General features: G+C 41.8%; 13 protein-coding genes and 1 pseudogene. 8 read left to right on the top strand and 6 right to left on the bottom strand.

The annotated features are described in order from the left end of the window. On the bottom strand, positions 1-292 hold a 292-nt coding region (locus H6G26_RS23860), incomplete at its 3' end, for a DUF1565 domain-containing protein (RefSeq protein WP_190731796.1). Positions 293-959: 667 nt separating this feature from the next. On the opposite strand from H6G26_RS23860, the gene H6G26_RS23855 reads away from it, so the two are divergent. From H6G26_RS23855 to H6G26_RS23845, 3 genes are read left to right on the top strand one after another with little or no spacing between them, the layout of a single operon-like run. Further along, positions 960-1613 carry a TetR/AcrR family transcriptional regulator gene (locus tag H6G26_RS23855; RefSeq protein ID WP_190731794.1) on the top strand — a complete coding sequence of 218 codons (654 nt, stop codon included), beginning with the start codon at positions 960-962 and terminating at the stop codon, positions 1611-1613. Positions 1614-1624: 11 nt separating this feature from the next. Further along, positions 1625-3118: a phytoene desaturase family protein gene (gene crtI, locus H6G26_RS23850; protein WP_190731792.1), complete on the top strand. Its 1494-nt coding sequence runs from the start codon at positions 1625-1627 to the stop codon at positions 3116-3118. 59 nt (positions 3119-3177) lie between these two features. Further along, positions 3178-3471 carry an antibiotic biosynthesis monooxygenase gene (locus tag H6G26_RS23845; protein WP_190731790.1) on the top strand — a complete coding sequence of 98 codons (294 nt, stop codon included), beginning with the start codon at positions 3178-3180 and terminating at the stop codon, positions 3469-3471. Between the two features lie 55 nt (positions 3472-3526). On the opposite strand, the gene pcrA is transcribed toward H6G26_RS23845, so the two are convergent. Continuing rightward, positions 3527-5848 carry a DNA helicase PcrA gene (pcrA, locus tag H6G26_RS23840; RefSeq protein WP_190731788.1) on the bottom strand — a complete coding sequence of 774 codons (2322 nt, stop codon included), beginning with the start codon at positions 5846-5848 and terminating at the stop codon, positions 3527-3529. Positions 5849-5963: 115 nt separating this feature from the next. After that, positions 5964-6665 (bottom strand): glutathione S-transferase family protein, encoded by a 702-nt coding sequence (locus tag H6G26_RS23835; RefSeq protein ID WP_190731786.1) that lies wholly within the window; start codon positions 6663-6665, stop codon positions 5964-5966. 612 nt (positions 6666-7277) lie between these two features. Here H6G26_RS23835 and H6G26_RS23830 point away from each other — a divergent pair. The 4 genes from H6G26_RS23830 (at position 7278) to H6G26_RS23815 (ending at position 10048) form a co-directional block, all read left to right on the top strand. Beyond that, positions 7278-8246 (top strand): sodium-dependent bicarbonate transport family permease, encoded by a 969-nt coding sequence (locus H6G26_RS23830; RefSeq protein ID WP_190731784.1) that lies wholly within the window; start codon positions 7278-7280, stop codon positions 8244-8246. A 4-nt stretch (positions 8247-8250) separates the two neighbouring features. Then, a complete protein-coding gene (locus H6G26_RS23825) occupies positions 8251-8562 on the top strand; it encodes a P-II family nitrogen regulator (protein WP_069068948.1) in 312 nt (103 codons plus the stop codon). Between the two features lie 28 nt (positions 8563-8590). Continuing rightward, on the top strand, positions 8591-9292 hold the full coding sequence (locus tag H6G26_RS23820) for a carbonic anhydrase (protein WP_190731783.1): 702 nt from the start codon (positions 8591-8593) through the stop codon (positions 9290-9292). A gap of 549 nt (positions 9293-9841) precedes the next feature. Continuing rightward, a complete protein-coding gene (locus H6G26_RS23815; protein ID WP_190731781.1) occupies positions 9842-10048 on the top strand; it encodes a hypothetical protein in 207 nt (68 codons plus the stop codon). A gap of 287 nt (positions 10049-10335) precedes the next feature. On the opposite strand, the gene H6G26_RS23810 is transcribed toward H6G26_RS23815, so the two are convergent. Next, positions 10336-12060, bottom strand: a complete 1725-nt coding sequence (locus H6G26_RS23810) for an ATP-binding protein (protein ID WP_190731779.1) — start codon at positions 12058-12060, stop codon at positions 10336-10338. A 1071-nt stretch (positions 12061-13131) separates the two neighbouring features. Between H6G26_RS23810 and H6G26_RS23805 the strand changes: the two genes are divergently transcribed. Further along, a complete protein-coding gene (locus H6G26_RS23805) occupies positions 13132-13569 on the top strand; it encodes a CAAD domain-containing protein (RefSeq protein WP_190731777.1) in 438 nt (145 codons plus the stop codon). Positions 13570-13707: 138 nt separating this feature from the next. Here H6G26_RS23805 and H6G26_RS23800 read toward each other — a convergent pair whose 3' ends face one another. Together H6G26_RS23800 and H6G26_RS23795 are read right to left on the bottom strand one after the other, a co-directional pair. Further along, positions 13708-14856, bottom strand: a complete 1149-nt coding sequence (locus tag H6G26_RS23800) for an S-layer homology domain-containing protein (protein ID WP_190731775.1) — start codon at positions 14854-14856, stop codon at positions 13708-13710. Between the two features lie 82 nt (positions 14857-14938). Next, positions 14939-15022, bottom strand: a pseudogene (locus H6G26_RS23795) (Uma2 family endonuclease); the annotation flags it as partial. Positions 15023-15268 lie beyond the last annotated feature (246 nt).

Raw genomic sequence — 15268 nt, 5'->3', positions numbered from 1 at the left:
AAGAAGAACCAGTGATTGAAATGGCATTCCAATTATGTTTATCTGTAGCTAAAACTGGGTTGTGCCCTGACAATGCTTTAAAAGTAATCGGTGCATTGGCAGTACCATTTTTATTCGCGATACTTAAAATGTTTGCATAAGGATTTGTGTAAGTACCATTCATCACGTATACGGTATCACCTGCGGCTACCAAGTCCCCAGCTTTTTGGAGGGTGCGAAATGCGGCTTTCTCGTTCGAGCCATCATTTTTATCATTACCTGTTCCAGAAACGTAGTATGTTTTGCCAGCCATTGTTTTACTCCGAATATGTGTAAGGGGAATTGGTAGTACGTTCTCAGCAATAAACAGCGCAAAGCCGGAGACATTTCCTGTCTTCTCTGCGTTGGTTAAGTGGTCAAACTTGAATTGGTTGAAACTTTAGTAGGTTTACCCGTTAATTTAAGGGAACTAATGTCACAACTTAGTCGAACTTGTTGTAGGCGGTGTAACTGAGCCTTGGGGACTCATGTATTAAAACTAACCTTTACACAACGAAGTCACTTCAGTGAATATCCTGGAATATGTCGCATTTATTACAACAAAGCTCAAAAATTTATGGAGATGTCGTAGTAAATTCCTGTTAATTTCCAGAGTGATATGGGGGTGGAGAGCTTTTTGTGCAAGGATTTGATAAAGTTTCTCTAACAATTTTTAAAGAAACGATGCTTCCCGCAGGGCAGGACACAAACAAAGGAAGCAACTAGAAGCCAAAAATATAAAGTGCTTCATAAAGAAATAGTATGAGAATTTGCCAGTTCCGCATTTCTCACAAGCTTGAGGGGAAAAAGGAGCAGAGGAGCTTTTTGAGGCTGAACGACCGAAATTGTTTCTTCGCCAAAACTAGATATCAAAAAATGAATAATTGTCGCGTTTTATAGTGATAATATGATAATTGCTCGTGTTGACTCCTAACCAATTCATGTCTTCCAAGATTCACAATCCCGAAACACTTCGTCGATTACCGCAACAAACCCGCAGTCGCCAACGGGTCAATCAAATCTTGGATGTAGCTGCTCAGTTATTGGAAGAAGTAGGCTATGAAGCGGTTTCAACCGAATTGATTGTAAAGCAGGCAAATATTTCAATTGGTTCACTCTACCGCTTTTTTCCTGACAAGGAGGCTATTGTTCATGCGCTATCAGAGCGATATGCACAACAAATGCGAGAGTTATTTGCGACTAGGTTTAATCCCTCAACGATTAATTATCCCTTAGCAATATTGTTGAGTGAAGCAATTGAAGATTTTGATAAATTTTATACTACTCAACCGGGTTGTCGGGTAACTATGCTGCGATCGCGAATGTCTGGCGAATTGCAGGCAGTAAATCAGCGAGTTGACCATGAGATTGTAGAGCAATTAGATAACTTCTTTGCTTTACGGCAACCGCAAATGAATTCACAACAACGGCATTTAGTAGCTTTAGTCAGTGTAGAAATTGCGGGGGCGCTTCAGTTAATGTCGCTCGCCCAAGACAATCACTTACGACGGCAACTAGTAGCACAGACTAAACAAGTTTTGATTGGTTATCTTCAACCACTCTTTCCTGACAGTATCGATTGCCCAAGTAAATGAGGAGTTTATCTATGTCTAAAAAAATTGCGATTGTCGGAGCCGGCCCTGGTGGTCTAGCCACAGCTATCCGTCTTGCTGGACTGGGGTATCAAGTGCAAATATTTGAGGCGGCTGAACGTATAGGTGGGCGGATGCGTGGCTTAGAAGTTGATTCATACGCTTTTGATACAGGGCCGACTATTCTCCAATTGCCACATCTATATGAAGAGCTTTTTCAGGAAGCTGGCTTAAATTTTGCTGACTATGTTCAACTCAAAAGATTGGAACCCTATACTCGCATTCGATTTTGGGATGGTACACAACTGGATTTAACCTCGGATTTAGGAGCTTTTAAAACACAATTGGCAAACCTGCGTTCAGATTTACCATTAGCATTCGATCGCTGGTACGCAGAGCATATCCGTAAATATGAATTGGGTTATAAGCCTTATCTAGGAACCCCTGTACGGACTCTATTGGGTTACTTACGTTGGAATGAAATTGTCCCTCTACTCTCGTTTCGCCCCTGGGAGAGTTTATATCAACACTTTTGGCGATTTTTTCGAGATGAACGGTTAGTTTATGCTCTGAGTTATCCCTCGAAATATTTGGGAATGCATCCGACTGTGGCAGCGAGTGTATTCAGTTTGATTCCATTTTTGGAATTTGCCCAAGGAGTATGGCATCCAGTGGGAGGATTCCGGGCATTGGCACAGGGGTTGGGCAAGGCTGCTCAAGACTTGGGCGTGCAAATTCACCTCAATTGTCCAGTGCATCAAGTCTGGATTGAGCAGGGGCAGGCGCGTGGTATTGAATTAGCAGGTGGTGAGCGCCTAAATTTTGATGCAGTAGTGATCAATGCTGACTTTGGATACGCTATTCGTCATTTGCTACCAACTTCAGCACGAGGTCGCTACACTGACCGCAAGCTTAACCAAATGCAATTTTCATGCTCTACCTTTATGCTCTATTTAGGTATAAATCGCCGCTACGAAGACTTACCACATCATCAAATCTATTTATCAGAACAGATTCGACGACGCGATCGCCCTTGGGTAGATGATTCTACATTAGATGAAACTGATCCGCCGATTTATGTCTGCAATCCAACAATTATAGATCCCAGTAATGCACCAGATGGACATAGCACATTATATGTGTTAGTGCCAATTCCAAATACTTCTTATGCTGTTGACTGGGATATTAAACAAAAAAGCTACCAAGACTTTATTCTTAAACGTCTAGGTTTACTAGGATATGACAATATTGAGCAACATATTGTCACCCAGAGGTGTTATACTGCACCAACTTGGCGCGATGATTATCTAGTTCATTTGGGTGCTGTGTTTAATCTCAGCCACAATTGGAGCCAACTTGGGCCATTTCGCCCTCCAATTCGTTCTGAAAATATTAATGGATTGTACTGGATTGGTGGTGTAGTTCACCCAGGAAGTGGATTACTCACAATCTTAGAAGCAACACGCAGTGCTGCTGGGTTTATTAACCAAGATTTCCCGTTAACCTGAGACAGCCAAGAAGCAACCTGACTTCACAGCGATTAATTAAATTCAAGCCGCAAAAGTTTATGATTATTGAGGCAGTAATGCTTCCTGTTAAACCTGGTCTAGAATCTGATTTTGAAGATTCTTTCAAAAAAGCTTCTAAAATTATTTCCTCAATTGATGGATATTTGTCCCATGAATTGCATAGATGTATAGAAGACCAAAGTAAATATTTATTACTTGTGAGATGGGAAACTTTAGAATCTCATACTGTCGGATTTAGAAGTTCTGCTAAATATCAAGAGTGGAAAAAACTTCTGCATCATTTTTATGAGCCATTTCCCACAGTTGAACACTTTGAAGAAGTTGAAATATGAAAAATAAGATCGCCGACTTTTAAAATAAGTCGGCGTATAGCTTGTGTGTTTATCTTTAAACTCGTTGCAACTGCGCTACTCTAGGGTCAACAATTTTTTGTCCCAAGCTGGCAAATTTAATTGCCACAGACATTTTATTACCTGTTCCGAAGACATGAGTTATTTCACCAAGCCCAAAAGTTTTATGTAATACTCTATCGCCTACTTGCCAATTCTGGGTTGAGTCTTGCTTTCCATTAGGAGTAGAGGCACTTTTGGTATAACTTTGACGACTTAGACGTTGAGTAGTTAATAATTCTTCTGGTAATTCGTCGAGAAATTGCGATCGCATGGCGGGTTCACGAGAACCATACAAACGTCGTTCCCGCGCGTGTGATAAATACAACCTCTCTTGGGCGCGGGTAATCCCCACATAACACAAACGCCGTTCCTCTTCCAAAGATGCGGGATCGCCCAGGGAACGGTAGCCGGGAAATAGCCCTTGTTCTAATCCCACCAAAAATACTACAGGAAATTCTAAACCTTTGGAAGCGTGCAAAGTCATCAAAGAAACGGCTGTTTGCCCTTCTTTTAAGTTATCCAAATCTGAACTGAGGGCGGCACTATTCAAAAAGTCTCGGAGGGAAACCTCTTCGTTTTCTTCTTGAAATTGCAGTGCAGCGTTGTAAAGTTCTTGAACGTTTTGTACTCGATCTGTGGCTTCATCTGTGCCTTGACTCATCAAGTCTTGAACGTAACCAGAATCTTCTAGTATTCCTTGCAAAACCTCAGTCACAGGAAGCGTGCCAATTTGTCCTTGCCAACGGCTAATCATTTCGGCAAAGCTATTTACAGCTTTTGTTGCCCGTCCGGCTAATGTATTAACTGATGTTTCGTCGCTGAGTATTTCCCACAGAGTTGTCCCTAGTTGCTGGGAGGCATTCATCAAAGCATCAATGGTGGTTTTGCCAATTCCCCGCCGAGGAGTATTGATAACTCGTAATAAACTGACTGTATCAGATGGGTTAGCGATCACTCTTAAATAAGCAATCACATCTTTAATTTCTTTGCGATCGTAAAATCTCATTCCTCCCACAACTGTGTAAGGAATTTGATATTTCACCAACAATTCTTCAAAGGGGCGAGATTGGGCATTTGTCCGATAAAGTATGGCAAAACTACCCCAGTTTAACTCTGGATTTTGCTGTTCTAAAGTGCTAATTTGATTAATCACAAATGCCGCTTCTGCAAGTTCTTCATCGGCTTTGTGACAAGTAATCTGCTCACCCGCCCCCCGCGTCGGTTTGAGGATTTTATCAATCCGTTGGGTGTTATTTTCAATCAGTTCATTAGCCGCTTGCAGAATGTTTTCACAAGAACGATAGTTTTCTTCAAGCTTAACCATCGTCCGGGTGTCATCATCTACCAAACCATCACCAAAGTCCTCCTGAAATCCCAGTAAGATGGTGAAATCTGCCATCCGAAAGCTGTAAATTGATTGATCTGCATCGCCAACAACGAAAACTGAGCGATTTTGCCATTCCCATTCGCTCTTTCTGGTTTCGCCGTTAGTTACCAATAAATGAATAAGTTGATATTGAGTACGATTAGTATCCTGATATTCATCTACGAGGATATGGCAAAACTTGCGATGCCAGTAACCTAATACTTGCTCATTTTGCTGAAATAATCTAGTAGGTACAAGAATTAGATCATCAAAGTCAAGAGCGTTGTTTTCTGCTAACTTATCTTGATATAAATTGTAGACTTGGGCAATTACCCGTCCGCGATAATTTGGTTGATCTTGCTCAAATTCTTGGGGCGATAAACCTTGGTTTTTAGCGTTACTAATAGCGTAGCGAACAGAGCGAGCGTCAAATTTTTTATCGTCTAAATTTAGCTGTTTATTGACGATTTCTTTAATCAGAGTCATCACATCTGATTCATCAAAGATAGAAAAATTACGATTCCAACGCCGTCCTTTTTCGTCTACATATTTTTCAATATCAAAACGGAGAATCCGAGAAAATAGGCTGTGGAAAGTGCCACACCATAAGTCTTTAATCGTGTTTTTGTAAACTTGCGATCGCAGTTGTATTTGTTGGTATTCTGTCAACAAATCCAACCTCTGACCGTGTTGTTTCATAGCCAGTTGTTCAGCAAATAGCCGTTGAATCCGGTCTTTCATTTCCCGTGCGGCTTTGTTGGTAAAAGTAACCGCCAGAATATTTTCTGGATCAACACGGTGTTGCAAAATCAGATTCGCAATGCGATAAGTCAGCGCTCGTGTTTTACCGGAACCTGCGCCAGCAACAACTAGCAACGGGCCGCAGTAATGTTCGACAGCTTGACGTTGGCTAGGGTTAAGGTGACTGAGAAAGTCGATGGTTGTTGTCATGGATGTGAAAAAGCGATTGCCTGGCGTCACATCAATAGAGAGTTGCTATTGCCCAGGTTACAACATCTTAACGAAACTTGGTCAACAAAGATTGGCAATATTCTTAACCAGAATGTTACTCATAAGCTAAGAGCTTACGAGCTTCGCCATCAAAAGAATCAAGAATTCGATCGCGCCAGCTAAAAATGGGATCATCTGCTACAAGTAAGGGAAATGGGCTAACGCTGCGTGCCCACTGAAAGGAGCTAAACGCCACATAATCTGCCCAAGCTGGTGTTTGTCCAGCTAGAAAGGTTTGGTGCTGGAGAGTTCGACGCAGTGGGGTTAGGCTATTACGAAAGGTGATAACTCGTTGTTCCCGGTCGGCAGAGATTACCTCCAATGTTGCACCAAAAGCTTTTTCGCGTGTTTGGCGGAAGTAGTCTTTGTCTTTTTCGTGTAGGTGCGAATAAATATCTGTGATAATCAATCGCACAATTTCAGGATTGAGTACTGCTTCTACCCAATCAGTAGTAAATCGGGATAACGACTTTCCAATTTCTCCACCAAATAGTGATGGGTACTTAGGGTAATTCTCCTCCAGATACTGAGCGATCGCCCAGGAATCGTAAACAACTCGCTCATGATCAACTATTACTGGCACCCTATCCTGTCCTGAGAAGGCAATAGTTTCCTTTTCAGTAAAGCGCCAAGGTACAGTTTCAAAGGGCAATCCCTTATGGAGTAGAGCCAGTCGCACGCGCCAGCAGTTTGGACTAAAACGGCGATCGTCTTCAGCTGCTGCCAAATCGTACAGCCTAATCTTTGTCGATTTCATGATTGTATTGATTGCATCCTGAAAATTCTATGCTCTTCCTACGATTAAGGCTACATTACTGCTAATCGAGGCATCAAGCGCAATTTGATCGGGCATCATCTTTACAGGATTTACGCAAAAAATCACTAAAACTACAAAATTTGTATTAGGGCAATTCATGTAGACGTAAAGGGGCTTCCCGCAGGGTATTGCCATGACGGTACATTAACTTTTCTACATAGATTAAGTTAGCCATCAGTTATTCCTGCGCTTTCTATCGTAAAATCAGCGACGGGGAATTAAACATCATAAAAATACTGGGCAAGCTCTCACTTGCTTTGTTCTCAACAGAGTAGTAGGGACAATACCCTGCGGGAAGCCGCTTAGCGTCTACATAAATTGCCCCTACAGATTTTCGTAGGAACACCGCAATCTTCCTTAGCTTGTGGTTTATTTGCTTGAAAAACGCTGTAATACCAACCGAGAGGATTGTCACCAATAGGACTATTCACTCCTTAAGTACCCAATTGACATTGGGTAGCAATACACGATACATCATGATTCAACCTTTAAATTTTTAAAGATGAAAAATTTCTTTAATTTCAGGTTTAACCAATACAAGGAGGGGTGGATATGGATATTAGCTTAATTGTATCCAATATTTTGAATCCGCCAATCCTGTTTTTCTTTTTAGGCATGACTGCTGTTTTTGTCAAGTCTGATCTGGAAATTCCCGCACCAATGCCCAAACTCTTTTCGCTGTACCTGCTGTTTGCTATTGGTTTTAAAGGAGGCGTAGAACTAATCAAAAGCGGCATCACTCAGGAAGTGGTTTTAACACTCGCGGCAGCAATGATGATGGCTTGTGTTGTTCCAATTTACACCTTTTTTATCTTGAAGTGGAAATTGGATACTTACGATGCGGCTGCGATCGCAGCAACCTACGGTTCTATCAGTGCCGTCACCTTCATCACGGCTAGCGCTTTTTTAACTGAGCTTGAAATTCCTTTTGATGGTTACATGGTGGCAGCCCTTGCCCTGATGGAATCTCCAGCGATTATAGTCGGTTTAATTTTGGTGAATATATTTACCGTTGATGGAAAGCGGGACTTGTCGTGGCCGGAAGTTTTGCAAGAAGCATTTCTTAACAGTTCAGTTTTTCTACTAGTTGGTAGTCTTTTAATAGGTGTTTTGACAGGAGAACGCGGTTGGCACGTATTAGAACCTTTTACTCAAGGGTTGTTTTATGGCGTTCTCACCTTCTTTTTACTAGACATGGGACTAGTCGCTGCGAGAAGAATTAAAGACTTGCAAAAAACCGGAGTTTTCCTAATTTTATTTGCCATACTAATTCCTATACTCAATGCAGGCATTGGGTTGGTGATTGCCAAATTGATCGGTATGCCTCGTGGAGATTCGCTCTTATTCGCTGTATTGTGTGCCAGTGCTTCTTACATCGCTGTCCCGGCGGCTATGCGGATGACTGTTCCAGAAGCAAATCCCAGCCTGTATGTTTCTACCGCTCTAGCGGTGACATTTCCATTCAATATTATTGTGGGAATTCCGTTATATCTCTACGGAATTAACCTATTCTGGAGGTAATAATATGCACGTAGTTAAAAAGATAGAAATTATCGCCAACTCTTTTGAACTTGCTAAAATTTTAGATAATTTAGACAAGTCTGGTGTACATAACCATGCCGTAATTAGAAATGTTGCTGGTAAAGGGTTACAAGGAACAACAGAAGATTTAGACATGACCATGCTTGATAATGTTTATATCCTTGCGTTTTGTATGCCAGAACAACTCAAGCCTGTTGTGGAAAATATCAAACCACTCCTTAATAAGTTCGGAGGTACTTGCTACGTTTCGGATGTGATGGAGATTCGCTCTGTCAGATGTGTCGCGTCAATGTAAGAGAGTTATAAATTCAATGAAGCATTTCATGGAACGTCGTGACTTTTTAAAGTTAGGAATGACTGGGGCATTTGGAATGATGCTATCCGCTAGCGATTTGCTTTGGCGGGTGGAACAGGCTAAAGCTGCCGAAATACCCTCAACTTCCCCTGAATCCCTCAGTCCCGATGCAGCATTACAAAAGCTGATAGAGGGGAATCAGCGCTTTGTTCAGCATCAACCCCAATACCCCGATCAATCTGCACTGCGGTTGAAGGAAGTTGCTCAAGTTCAACATCCATTTGCAACTATTCTTAGTTGTGCTGATTCACGAGTACCCGCAGAAATTGTTTTCGATCAGGGCATTGGAGACATCTTCGATGTTCGGATTGCCGGAAATATTGCCACACATGAAGCGATCGGTAGTATTGAATATGCGGTTGTCTTGTTAGCTTCTCCGCTATTGATGGTGATGGGTCATGAGCGTTGTGGGGCTGTAACTGCTGCTGTCCAAAATGAATCGTTACTCGGTGATATTAGTACTTTTGTGAAGGCAATTAAGCCAGCAGTAGAAAAGGTCAAGAGTCAACCGGGTGACGCGGTTGAGAATGCTGTGGTGGCAAATGTGCAATATCAAATTGAACAGTTGAAGCACTCAAAGCTTTTAACTGAGCAAGTGCGATCGGGCAAATTGAAAATTGTCGGGGGTCGTTATGACTTGGATACAGGGAGGGTGACTATTATTACCTAATTCGGCAGAGGATTCCCAACAATTAAACAATTCAAAATTCAAAAATTGTTGGAGACTCTGATTCCCGACTGAAAAACTGTTTGCTGTTCACTGATAAGCTAATGAGCATTTAAGTTGCATATAGCAGTTCTCAATTGCATAAGCTGATGCACATCTAAACTATATAAACACTTTTGATGTCGTTAAATGTTGACTGTTGACGGGTTTTCAGTCATCAGTCATCAGTCATCAGGTAAATAGACTTGTTGGGTAATAAGCTCAAAAATCCTTGAAATCTGCTTGTGGCAAGCTTTTTATTGATTTCTGACCAAAATTATTGAAACCCAGACTCCCTAAGCCTTTCAGCGATTTTAGTCACTATTTCCCGACAACTCTAATGTACAATATTATTTGCGTAACAGCTTAGAATACAGACCATTTGTAGGGGCACAGCAATGCTGTGCCCTATTGTGTATTGCATCCAAACGATAGCCGCTTACTACATCTTCTGTAACGATATCGAATTGTTAGCTCAGTAATTACACGATACTAGAGAACAAATGGTTGAGAATGGACTTGTGTTCTGGACGAATGGACTTGTGTTCTGAACGAATGGACTTGTGTTCTGGACGAATGGACTTGTGTTCTGGACGAATGGACTTGTGTTCTGGACGAATGGACTTGTGTTCTGGACGAATGGACTTGTGTTCTGAACGAATGGACTTGTGTTCTGAACGAATGGACTTGTGTTCTGAACGAATGGGCTTGTCCGCTTGATTACTTTATGAAACCCGAACAACCCCACCCCAAGAATAAGGCTACGGTGTACACAGAAGTCTGAAATAGCTGATTAACCAAGGTTTTATACCAATTCGCAATTCGCAATGACGCTCCTACGTCGCTAACCCTGCGCTAACGCAATTCGCAATGACGCTCTCTACGAGACGCTAAAAGCGTAGCTTGCTTCCACGTTCGCGTAGGGTGTCGCAGACAAGCCATACCGCAGGCTTTACGCTGCGCTATCCTGCCTGCTCTTTCCCAATGCCCCATGCCCCATGCCCCATTCAATCCTGTACAGTCATTGGCAGACTAATGCTGAAAGTAGAGCCAACTCCCGGCTGACTTTTGACAATAATCTCACCACCCATCATTTGGCAAAAGTGGCGGCTAATTGCTAACCCCAGTCCCGTACCTCCATACTTTTTGGTAGTTGAGGTATCTCCTTGTGTAAAAGGTTGAAATAACTGCTGTTGTTGACGGGTAGACATACCTATACCTGTGTCGGTAACGGTAAAAGTAATCATACCTAAAGGAGCATCCAGTCGTAATTCATCCTTGTCTCTTTTGACTGTGAGCGTCACCTTGCCGTTTGTAGTGAATTTACTGGCGTTGCTTAGTAAGTTTAACAATACCTGCCGCATCCTGGTTTGATCGGCGTACATGGTGCCAAGTTGTTCATCAAAATCCACTTCTAAAACATTGGCATTTTTTTCTATAGCTGGTTTAACTGTGAGGACGACGTTATGAATCAGCGTTGCAATCTCGAATGTCTCAGGATAGAGGGTCATTTTCCCGGCTTCAATTTTTGACAAGTCGAGGATTTCGTTAATCAAGTGCAATAGATGCTTACCAGCAGAGTTAATTGTTTCTAAATCTGTGATAAAGTCTACCGATAAACCAAGATCGGTAGCATCATCTTCTAAAAGTTGGCTCAAGCCAATGACAGCATTTAATGGTGTGCGTAATTCGTGACTCACATTGGCCAGAAATATGCTTTTTGCTTTGCTAGCAGCTTCCGCTAGTTCTTTAGCTTGTTGTAGTTCTTTTGTTCGCTCAGATACGCGCTCAATCAGACGATTTAGAGATTTGGCGAGTAGTCCAATTTCATCTTCAGTGGTGACGGGCGCTCGCAAATCAAAATTATGTTTTCTCGCCACTTGTTCAGCTACTTGGGTGACAGTGATAACCGGTTCCGCGATCGCTCGACTGGTACGCCAAGCTACAATAGCTGCGATCGCTACCGAAACCAGCATACTCATCATCACGATGAATCGCTCAACTACTTTTGCCTGCTCAACGGCTTTTTGCCTTTCTTGCTCTTGAACTTCAGCAGTTTGCAGGATATTAGCCAAGTTTTGAGAAAGCTGATCTAGTCGCACGGCTGTTTGACCACGCATAATTATCAATAACTGCGATCGGGCAGAGGAAATCTGCTGAGGCTGCACTTTTGGGAAGTCAACTTCCTTTAAGACGACCTCGATTTGGTCAACATAAGCTTTTAAATTATTCTTGTAATCCAGCAATAACGTCTGTAAAGTTGAACTTGTTGCTGCTAGTCTTTTAGGTTTACTGTCGATAAATCCGGCAATTTTTGATTCTAATTGCTTGGCTTTTTCAACATTCTTCAGAAAATCGGCTTTTTTGCTTTCTAGCTGTTGTGGATTTTCCAATACAGCAACTAGGTTAGAGCTATGTAATTGCGCCCCTACTACCGCATCTTTATAATTACTCAGTAGTTGCCCTTGTTCATAGGCTTGATTGAATTGCCTGACTTCCCTTCCCCGGTAGTAGTTGGCGATCACTAACCCAGTCAGTGAGCCAAAAAAGCCAATTCCGATAGCTACAAAATACCCATAGCCAATTTTTTGATGGATGCGCCAAGAACTGGCTTTGAGTTTCCCTCGTGAGGGAAATTCTATGGTCGGGAGTTCGTCTGTCGATGGCTCTTCGGCTGACACTTTTTTGCTTTCTGAACTGCTGTCGATAGGGTTGGCTTTTGAAGAAGGCATTTCTTAAACCTCCTAGCCTTCCCGCAAAAATCACCAAATCAGTTTAGCTTGTGCAAACAAACAATTTAATTGGTGATTAACATTTACATTATCTTCTTTTATAGCAATAGCAAATCATTACTTACTAGATAATTAACAGTACCTTATATAGTATAAGTAGTTTTGATAGCAATGCTGCTAAGTACACTTACTGACAGCGAATAGATTCACTTTTTTCAGCAGTAACGAATAATTTCCTACACTAAAAGACCTATCTGAGACTATCTTCTCCTTACCACAACACTTTCCTCAATATCTGGTTGATAGCAATAAGTTCTTGCCATCAAGTATGCCACGACTCTACCTTAACTGCTTCCTTATAAAATTAATACAATCAGGAAAAAAAATAAAAGCTTTAACATTCCTTGGGCATAGGGCACTTGTACTGACTTGTATGTACTAAGCTTGAGCGTAGCCGTAAAACCTGCGGCATAGCTACGCTTTGAGCGCAGCCTCTGTCTGCGACACGCTGCGCGAACGTAAAGAAGTATGGGTTATTTCTCCCTTATCTGCCTGAATCCCAATAAATAGGCACACATATCATAAAATAATTCTACAGTCTAGTCTATGTGAATACACAAAAACCTTTATTACGTATTAATATCAATACGAATGCGTTAATTGACGAATGCGGCTTAAGATAGCTTTATATCGGCTAAAATCGGCTTTTAGGCTTATATAAATGAGAGGGGGATAGATTTTTGCATGATTGTACTTAAATTTAGTACGATTATGAGCGAATGACACGGAATGGGATAATCACAACCTGAGGATTCCAGTTGATTCAAAAAGAACTCAGAAAGCTGGCTATAGTACATTCTGCTGTCTTCTTAGTTCTATCCTCCTACTGGCTTTCTACCTTGTAGTTGATGCAGTAGATATTATGAGGCAATTATAGTTATAGGACACTAAAACTCTTTTGTGCCCTTTACACAATTGTACTAATGCACTTCTGCATTACCTAATCAACAGCCTTTTTGTTGTAATTATCCAGATTAGAAAAACTCAACTGTCAAATTTACGGGAGTTAAAATGCCAGAACAAGAATTTACCGAAACCACATCTAAAGATACTACAGTGGCAGAGATCAACAGCCAAACAGGAACCATCACCAAACTCCAACCTCCCGCACAGTCTCAAGATGAATGGCAAAAATATGGTGAGCAAATTTCTAGCTTTTTAGCAACATTGCCAGAATATCTAGGAAGTTTCTTTAATCAATACAAGCAACCCCTGATCACTGTTGGTATAATTGTGGGATCAATTGTTGGGGTTAAAGTACTCTTGGCAGTATTAGATGCTTTGAATGATATCCCTTTGGTAGCACCTACTTTTGAGTTGATTGGTATTGGTTACTCTGCCTGGTTTGTTTACCGCTATTTACTCAAAGCCTCAACCAGGAAAGAGTTAAGTAGTGAAATTACCACTCTTAAATCACAAGTGGTTGGTAAAGAAATTCCAGAAGCTTAATATCTAATTATCGCTTCTCTATAAGACGTTACGCATAGCTTGCTCCTGTGTAGGAGTACGAGCTAATTGAAAATCACAGAAGTCTGATCGCCGGAAGTCGGTGATCAGACTTCTCTCAAAATTACTACAAATTAGTAATTATTGTTGAGACGAGCTTTCTGCTGACAAGTTACCTTTTAAGTTCGGTTTTGGGGTGCGCGAAGATACTGAAGACAAGGTACGGCTACGCACAATATTTTGAGATGGAATTGCCTCCAACTTGCCGCGTTTTACTAAAGCTTGATGAATCATTGCTGCTACTTCAGCACGAGTAGCTGTTTTGTTGGGAGCAAGAATTTGTGAATTTGGATAGTTAACTACCAAACCATTGGCTGTAGCAGCAGCTATTTTGCTGTTAGCATAGGTTGGAATATTTTTAGCATCTTTATAAACACTTAAAAGCTGATTGGGGGAAGTAGGTGCTTTCAAATTTAACCCACTAGCAAGGGCAACTAAAACTTGCACTCGTGAAATATTTTGTTGGGGCTTAAAGGTTTTTTTCGGGTAGCCTTTCAGAAATCCGGCACTTATGGCTTGGTCAATTGCTGGAGTTGCCCAGAATTTTGCTGGTACATCTTGAAATGCGATCGCGGTTTTAGTTGGGTCTTGATCAAAGGCTTTTTGCAGTATAGCAGCAAATTCGGCACGGTTTACAGGCTGATTTGGTCTAAAAGAATAATCAGGAAACCCCTTGAGAATACCACGGGAAGAAAGAACATCTATAAAACGCCGACCCCAAAAGTTATTGGGTACATCGTTAAATGCAATTGGCGGCGGAATGGTGGATTTTTGTTTTGCTGGAGTTACTAAAGGCAATGCTGATAATGTAACTGATGACTCAAGTCCTGCTGAAGAGGGTACAGGTGTCTGTAGCTGTGAGGATTGAGTTGGGATTACCTGAGCAGATGGTAACACTGCGCGGGAAGAAGTTGTGCTGTTAGTCGGGGATGAACGTGTCGTGGGTTCAATAACAGCCTCAGGTGGAGATGATGGCAAAACGTTGTTGCGGGCTGCTGGCTCTACCTTGGGAGTAGAAGAGGGCAATACTTGATTTGGTTGAACACTTCTAGACGGAGTAGAGGAAGGCGATAGCACCCCGTTGAAGTTCCAGCTAGAATCCCTGCGGGACAATGACCAAAAAAGAATTGCTCCAATAGTGGCGAAGGCAACCAGAATGGCTATAAACTCATCAAAGCCAAGGGCAGTTCTTTGGGATGACTCCGGTTCAGAAGGAGGTCTATTTGTCATCGTGATTACCCTAGTAGCAGTAAAATTCGTGTCTAAACAAATTAAGCCACAGATGGCTCTTTTACACCACCCCTTTTTAATATTAGGCTTCTGGTTCAATGCCGAGCGAGCGCAATTGGGCAGTTAGGCAATCGGCTCTTTGGGATTCCTGCTCGGCTCTGGTTGCAGAGGTTATAATGCTACCTTTGCACTTGTTTGTAAAGATTGTTTTTAGTTTAGCTTGCGATCGCTCTTGCCAGTAATTGTGAAAGCCAAGTTTAGATTTCAATTGAGCAACTTTAGGGTGTAAGGTAAAAAAGGCAACATCGATAGTGAAGTGTTAGCGAGTATTCGTACCCTTAGAGGGAAGCAAGCTAGCAAGAGCGTCCTTCTGCGACAGGCTCCCGCGAACGTAGACACCGCTTATCTCTAC

The organism is Nostoc sp. FACHB-888 (assembly GCF_014696655.1).
Classification (GTDB): domain Bacteria; phylum Cyanobacteriota; class Cyanobacteriia; order Cyanobacteriales; family Nostocaceae; genus Nostoc.
This window is presented reverse-complemented; position numbering and strand designations above follow the sequence as displayed.